At 32.7% G+C, this 6,903-nt stretch carries 8 protein-coding genes; 6 read left to right on the forward strand and 2 right to left on the reverse strand.

Annotated features, from left to right (window positions below):
* Nucleotides 1-90: 90 nt before the first annotated feature.
* A complete protein-coding gene (locus tag AADI82_RS12540; RefSeq protein ID WP_341216770.1) occupies nt 91-891 on the reverse strand; it encodes a class I SAM-dependent methyltransferase in 801 nt (266 codons plus the stop codon).
* A gap of 34 nt (nt 892-925) precedes the next feature.
* Between AADI82_RS12540 and AADI82_RS12545 the strand changes: the two genes are divergently transcribed.
* Nucleotides 926-1,594: a hypothetical protein gene (locus AADI82_RS12545; RefSeq protein ID WP_341216771.1), complete on the forward strand. Its 669-nt coding sequence runs from the start codon at nt 926-928 to the stop codon at nt 1,592-1,594.
* A 153-nt stretch (nt 1,595-1,747) separates the two neighbouring features.
* On the opposite strand, the gene AADI82_RS12550 is transcribed toward AADI82_RS12545, so the two are convergent.
* Complete coding sequence (locus AADI82_RS12550; RefSeq protein WP_341216772.1) at nt 1,748-2,170, reverse strand: (4Fe-4S)-binding protein; 423 nt, start codon at nt 2,168-2,170, stop codon at nt 1,748-1,750.
* Between the two features lie 117 nt (nt 2,171-2,287).
* Between AADI82_RS12550 and kynU the strand changes: the two genes are divergently transcribed.
* From kynU to AADI82_RS12575, 5 genes are all read left to right on the forward strand, one after another.
* Nucleotides 2,288-3,556 carry a kynureninase gene (gene kynU / locus AADI82_RS12555; protein ID WP_341216773.1) on the forward strand — a complete coding sequence of 423 codons (1,269 nt, stop codon included), beginning with the start codon at nt 2,288-2,290 and terminating at the stop codon, nt 3,554-3,556.
* Between the two features lie 90 nt (nt 3,557-3,646).
* The gene (locus AADI82_RS12560; RefSeq protein WP_341216774.1) at nt 3,647-5,047 is read left to right on the forward strand and encodes an NAD(P)/FAD-dependent oxidoreductase; all 1,401 of its coding nucleotides are present in this window, start codon (nt 3,647-3,649) and stop codon (nt 5,045-5,047) included.
* Nucleotides 5,048-5,162: 115 nt separating this feature from the next.
* Nucleotides 5,163-5,570: a RidA family protein gene (locus tag AADI82_RS12565; RefSeq protein ID WP_341216775.1), complete on the forward strand. Its 408-nt coding sequence runs from the start codon at nt 5,163-5,165 to the stop codon at nt 5,568-5,570.
* Entirely contained in the window at nt 5,571-6,206 is a 636-nt protein-coding gene (locus tag AADI82_RS12570) for a hypothetical protein (protein ID WP_341216776.1), read from the forward strand.
* Nucleotides 6,207-6,209: 3 nt separating this feature from the next.
* On the forward strand, nt 6,210-6,903 hold a 694-nt coding region (locus AADI82_RS12575), incomplete at its 3' end, for an aldehyde dehydrogenase family protein (protein WP_341216777.1).

Genomic DNA, 6,903 nt, shown 5'->3' on the forward strand with positions numbered 1-6,903 from the left:
AATTACGAAAAAGCACATTTGCAATACCCAATCTATAGAATTTCTTATTAAAATTTTTATTTAAAGATACCTTTAAACCTCTTTTCAATCCTAAATTTTAGTAGCCTTCAACTCGAAAATTAATGGATACAACTTATCTTTTGTAACAAACATTCCGGTTTCAGTTTCAATTAAATTTGGTAAAACATTATACGGGCTTTCATCATATTCTTTTAAATATTCAATATGTAAACCAGCTTCGGTTAAAGCCGAAACCACTTCGCCCAAACCATGATTCCAACCGTATTCTTTACTAATCATTTTCGATTCTTGATTGGCGTAAGTACCTTCATATTCTTCATAAATAACATCGTTTTGCATATAGCCATATTTCATAAAAGGTTTACCTTCTAAATAATCAAACATCCAAACAATCGGATGAAATTCTACCATATAAAACGTGCCTCCTTTTTTTAGACGTTCTGCAATCATTTTTCCCCAAGGTTTTAAATCTGGCAACCAACCAATAACACCATAGCTGGTAAAAACAATATCGAAAGTTTCTTTTACAAATTGCGAAGTATCAAAAACATTACAACATACAAAGTTTGCATCTAGCTTTAATTCATCATTTAACTGTTGTGCTAAATTAATGCCTTCATCACTTAAATCTATTCCTGTACATTTCGCTCCTAACCTACTCCAACTTAAGGTGTCTTGCCCAAAATGACATTGTAAATGCAATAGCGATTTACCATTTACATTACCCAAAGCATTTAACTCGTATAGCATTAACGACGATTTTCCTTTTTTAAAATCGTCCAAATTATACATTGCGCTTTTAGCATGCACTTTTACTTTTTCATTCCAAGTGGCTTTATTGGTTTTAAAGTATTTATTGTTGGTTGTCATCTTCAAATTATATCTTTACAAAAAATCTAAATTTATGAAAAACTTCATTCTCATCACTTTTATAGCTTTGCTTTTTATAAGTTGTAAGCAAAAACCTAAAACAAGAATAGCTCAACCAGATCTTTCTATTGCTGATAAAATAGCAAATGCTCATGGTTTTGAAAACTGGAAAAACGTTACCGAAATTCAATTTACTTTTAATGTGGATAGAGATAGTAGTCATTTTGAAAGGACTTGGAATTGGAAACCAAAAACAAACGATGTTGTTATGATGACTACTAAAGACACCGTAACCTACAACAGAAAATCAATCGATAGTTTATCAATGCGTGCCGACCAAGGATTTATAAACGATAAATTTTGGTTGTTGGTGCCGTTTCAATTAGTTTGGGATGAAGGCACAACCATTTCAAATCCCATAAAAACAGAAGCTCCAATAAGTAAAACAGAGATTAATAAAATCACTCTTACATATTCTAATAATGGTGGCTATACGCCTGGTGATGCCTATGATTTGTTTTATACTGATGATTTTTTAATTAAAGAATGGATTTTTAGGAAAGGTAACCAAAAAGAGCCATCGATGATTACTTCTTTTGAAAATCATCAAGATTTTAAGGGTATAAAAATAGCTTTAGAACATAAAAAACAAGGCGAGAATTGGAATCTTAATTTCACAAATATAAAAGTTACCTTAGAATAATATTTTTTTGTTCTCTTGTAATTTATAACACCTAAATTACAGACTAAGCTAGTCTATTAAGTATAGGTAGTTTTTTCCGCATTTGCGCCTATACATTAAAAGCACTTCAATCAAATTGATGAAGTGCTTTTCTTTTTTTAAAATAACATAATTTTAACCTTTAAAAGCTTCTTTTACATGGGTACCATCACAAAAAGGCTTGTTGTTGGATGCACCACATCTGCAAAACGCTGTAGTTTTATTTTTAATTTCTTCGTTTCCATCTTTGTGGATTACTTTAATTGTACCATAAACCAATAATGGTCCGTTTTCTAAAACCTCAACTTTAGTTTCTATGGTTTCTTCATCAACATTATCTTTTTCATCATTCATATAATAACTTAAAGCACCAGAAGGGCATCGCTTTACTTGACTAATTATAGCCTCAGTTGTAGCTGCATTAATTCTTACCCATGGTCTTACTCTGGGTCTAAAAACATCGGGCAGTCCCTTTGCACAAATAGCAGAGTGAATGCATTTTTTTGCTTCCCAAACCACAGTGACATCTCCATTAGTATACTCTCTTTTTTTTCCCATAGTATAAAAGTTTTACTAAATATACAAAAAAGATTGTTCTAAAATTTAGTCTAACTTATCGGTTCATTTCTAAATTTATAATTCTTATTTTTGTTAGAAACCGAAAACCAATTCACTTTGTCCGATTATAAACAAGGTCTTGATTACGCTAAAGAACAAGATCAAAATGATGACTTATCACATTACAGAAACCAATTTCATATTCCTAAAGACAAACATGGAAATGAGCTAATTTATATGACTGGAAACTCACTTGGTTTACAGCCAAAATCTACAAGAAACTATATCAATCAAGAGCTTGACGATTGGGCAAATTTAGGTGTTGAAGGGCACACGCAAGCTAAAAATCCATGGTTAGGCTATCACGAATTTTTAACCCAAAGTATGGCAAATGTGGTTGGCGCAAAACCCATTGAAGTTATTGTAATGAATACCTTGACTGCAAACCTTCATTTTATGATGGTGTCGTTTTATAAACCTACACAAAAACGCTACAAAATACTTATTGAAAGTGATGCATTTCCTTCTGATAAATATGCTATTGAATCGCAATTACGTCATCATGGATTTGATGACAAAAATGGATTAATTTTATGGAAACCTCGCAAAAACGAAGAATTATTGCGATGCGAAGATTTAGAAACTATTTTAAAAGAACAAGGTGATGAAATAGCACTCATTATGATTGGTGGTGTTAATTATTACACAGGGCAATTTTTCGATTTAAAGAAAATAACAGAACTCGGACATAAATACGGTTGTTTAGTTGGATTTGATTGCGCCCATGGCGCAGGAAATATAGAGTTAAATTTACACGATTCTGGAGCAGATTTTGCCGTATGGTGTACCTATAAATACTTAAATTCTGGACCAGGAAGTTTAGCAGGTTGTTTTGTACACGAGCGTCATGCACACGATAAAAATCTAAACCGATTTACAGGTTGGTGGAGCCATAATAAACAAACACGTTTTAATATGCGTGATGAGTTTGATGTACTTCCTGGAGCTGAAGGTTGGCAACTTAGTAATCCGCCCATTTTATCGATGGCAGCCATTAAAGCATCACTCGATATGTTCGATGAAGTTGGCATTAAAAAACTAACAGAAAAATCTAAAAAACTAACAAGTTATTTTGAGTTTCTTTTGAAACAATTAGGAGAAGACACGATAAAAATAATAACACCAAGTAACCCAGAAGAACGCGGTTGTCAATTATCTATTCAGGTAAAAAATGCCAATAAAAATTTACATAACAAACTAACAGAAGCTGGAGTTATAAGCGACTGGAGAGAACCCGATGTGATTCGATGTGCACCGGCACCATTTTATAACTCGTTTCAAGATATTTATAATTTGGTTGAAAAATTGAAAAATATTTTGAATTGATTTTCCATTCCTGCCTTAGCAGGAATCCACTTTGAATTGAATTATAATATAAATAATAATGAGATTCTGAAACAAGTTCAGGATGACAGAATGAAAGATAAACAACAAAACATACTAATCATCGGCGCAGGTCTTTGCGGTTCACTACTAGCCTTACGTTTAGGTCAAAGAGGTTATAATGTTGCCGTTTATGAGATGCGACCAGATTTACGTAAAGTGGATATTTCTGCAGGTCGTTCTATAAATTTAGCATTTTCTAATCGCGGCAATAAAGCCATGAAACTTGTTGGTATTGAAGACAAAGTAAAAGCGCTTTGTATTCCTATGCATGGTAGAATGATTCATGATAAAAAAGGAAATACGCATTTATCAAATTATAGCGGACGAGAACATGAATTTATTAACTCCATTTCTCGCGGCGAACTTAATGGGTTGCTTTTAACCGAAGCCGAAAAACATGAGAATGTTTCCATTTATTTCAATAAAAAATGTAGATCAGTCGATTTTGAAAAAACCACAGCTCTATTTCAAGATTACAAAACAAAAGATGAATTTGTAGAAGATGCCGATATAATTATTGCTACCGATGGTGCTGGTTCAGCAATGCGAAGAAGCTATTATTTAAGTAAAAAGTTTCTATTTAGTTTTTCGCAGGAGTATTTAACTCATGGCTATAAAGAATTAAGTATACTTCCTAAAGAAAATGGTGATTACAAAGCGTATAAAAACGCACTTCATATTTGGCCTCGTGGTAGTTTTATGCTTATTGCTTTACCAAATTTAGATGGCAGTTTTACGGTGACGCTTTTTTTAAGTTACGATGAAGGTGAATACAATTTTAACAACCTCACAACTGAAGATGCTGTACTCGAATTTTTTCAAAAAGAATTCCCAGATGCTTTGGCATTAATGCCAAATTTAATTGATGATTTCTTTAAAAATCCAACATCGCCTTTAGGTACAGTAAAATGCTCACCTTGGCATTATAAAGGTAATACGCTTTTAATGGGAGATGCTGCACATGCTATCGTTCCGTTTTACGGACAAGGTATGAATGCTTCATTTGAAGATGTTGTTGAATTTGATAAAGTGTTAGATAAAAATTTAGAAAGTTGGGAAGCTACTTTTACGGCTTACGAAAAAACGCGTAAAAAAGACACCGATGCCATCGCAGATTTAGCGATTGATAATTTTCATGAAATGAAAGGTCACGTTGCTAATCCTATGTTCCAAGAAAAGCGTAAATTGGAAATGGCTTTAGAGCAAAATTTCCCTAATGAATACGCATCAAAATACTCATTAGTTACTTTCAATGAAGATATTGGGTATAGAGAAGCTATGCTAAAAGGAAGAGCTCAAGACAAAGCTATTTTAAATTTATTATCTGATGAAAAAATAGATTTAAAAGAAAATTTAAAAATACTTTTAGAAAAAGTAAAACAAAAAACCGAAGCTATTTTAGAAAACGATAAAATTGCAGGATTGAAATAACAAACATCATTACGAGGAACGAAGTGACGTGGTAATCTTTTAAATAGAAAGTCAAATGATGAGATTGCCTCAGCAAATATAAATTTGCTTCGCAATGACGAATAAAAAGTAAGTTATGAGCAAAGAACAAAGCGTAACCCCAAGAGGCGCATACCCACACACCAAACGCGTAGACAATTTTATATTTGTATCTGGCACCAGTTCGCGAAGAGCAGACAATACCATTGCAGGTGTTGATATTATTGACAACATGGGAACCAAACGCTTAAATATAGAAACACAAACCCGTGAAGTTTTATTAAATATCGAAAAAAATCTAGCCAAAGAAGGTGCAACTTTAAAAGATGTGGTTGATGTCACTTCCTTTTTAGTAAATATGAACGATTTTGCAGGTTATAATAAAGCTTACGCAGAGTTTTTTGATGTAGAAACAGGCCCAACAAGAACCACAGTCGCAGTACATCAACTACCGCATCCAGATTTAGTGGTAGAGATTAAGGTGATGGCTTATAAAAAATTGTAAATGAAAAAACTTGTAGTATTTATTTTATTGTTCGTAACCAATACTTCTTTTGCTGATACTGGTAACCGTTATCGCTTTTTTGTACAATTAATTTCACAAGATTTAGATACAATAAATGGCTATTACTATCATAACTCATATAATGATTACATCCCAACAAAGCATTTTGACAGAGGTTTTAGAAATTTTATAAAAAAAGACAATATAGTACTATACTCATATATTTCTAGCGTGAGTATAGGGAATACTAACATTGATTTCTCAACATCTAAATACAAGAAGATTATCTCACTAGATAAAATAATTAGAATTAGGGTAAAAGAGTATTCTCATGTTTCAACGACAAATAGAATACAAGAATTAACTCCAAAAGAATTTAATCTTATAAAATTACACCCCCCAAACTACATACTACTACATAACGAAAAAATAGTCGAAAATTGCAGTTTAGTCCTGATAACTTGGAATGAAAAATCCATATTATCAAAACCATCTAAAGAAATAAATAACAAATTAAGTTTTTTTAAAAAAGATATAGAAAAACATCAAAATGATTTTCATAAATACACAAAAAATAAAAGACTTGAGCTTATAAAAAAAGGAATTCTTCTAACCTATTTTTGCTTTCCTTTATAAAAAATGAACATCCAAAACTACATAAACGGTAGCTATCACAATCCAATTCAAAATAATTGGATAGACAACTACAACCCATCAAATGGAGAAGTATACGGACAAATACCTAACTCATCCAAAGAAGACGTAGAAAACGCATATATCGCAGCAAAATCTGCTTTTCCAACGTGGTCGCAAACCACACTAGAAGAACGTAGTCGCATCTTAATTAAAATTTCAGAATTACTAGAAGCTAATTTACAACGCTTCGCAGAAGCCGAAAGCAAAGACAATGGCAAACCCATCGGTTTAGCAAAAACTGTAGATATTCCCAGAGCTGCTAGTAATTTTCGTTTTTTTGGAAATGCAATAACTCAGTTTACTAGCGAAAGTCATGAGAGCGTTGGTCAACAAGCTATAAATTATACACTTCGTCAACCCATTGGTGTAGTCGGTTGCATTTCACCTTGGAATCTCCCACTCTATTTATTCACATGGAAAATTGCCCCAGCAATCGCAGCAGGAAATTGTGTTATTGCCAAACCTAGCGAAATTACTCCAATGACCGCCTATTTATTAGGTGAAATTTGTAACGAAGCAGGATTACCAAAAGGCGTTTTAAACATCGTTCACGGTTTAGGAACAATAACTGGTCAAGCCATTATTGAACATCCAGATATTAAAGCGATTAGTTTTACAGGAGGAACAGTAACTGGCG

The organism is uncultured Wocania sp. (assembly GCF_964021735.1).
Taxonomy (GTDB): domain Bacteria; phylum Bacteroidota; class Bacteroidia; order Flavobacteriales; family Flavobacteriaceae; genus Wocania_A.

Bases quoted from the DNA above. Each gene is read 5' to 3' on its own strand.
- AADI82_RS12560 (WP_341216774.1), top strand. From the start codon at position 3,647: ATGAAAGATAAACAACAAAACATACTAATCATCGGCGCAGGTCTTTGC.
- AADI82_RS12570 (WP_341216776.1), top strand. From the start codon at position 5,571: ATGAAAAAACTTGTAGTATTTATTTTATTGTTCGTAACCAATACTTCT.
- AADI82_RS12545 (WP_341216771.1), top strand. From the start codon at position 926: ATGAAAAACTTCATTCTCATCACTTTTATAGCTTTGCTTTTTATAAGT.
- AADI82_RS12565 (WP_341216775.1), top strand. From the start codon at position 5,163: ATGAGCAAAGAACAAAGCGTAACCCCAAGAGGCGCATACCCACACACC.
- AADI82_RS12550 (WP_341216772.1), bottom strand. From the start codon at position 2,170: ATGGGAAAAAAAAGAGAGTATACTAATGGAGATGTCACTGTGGTTTGG.
- AADI82_RS12540 (WP_341216770.1), bottom strand. From the start codon at position 891: ATGACAACCAACAATAAATACTTTAAAACCAATAAAGCCACTTGGAAT.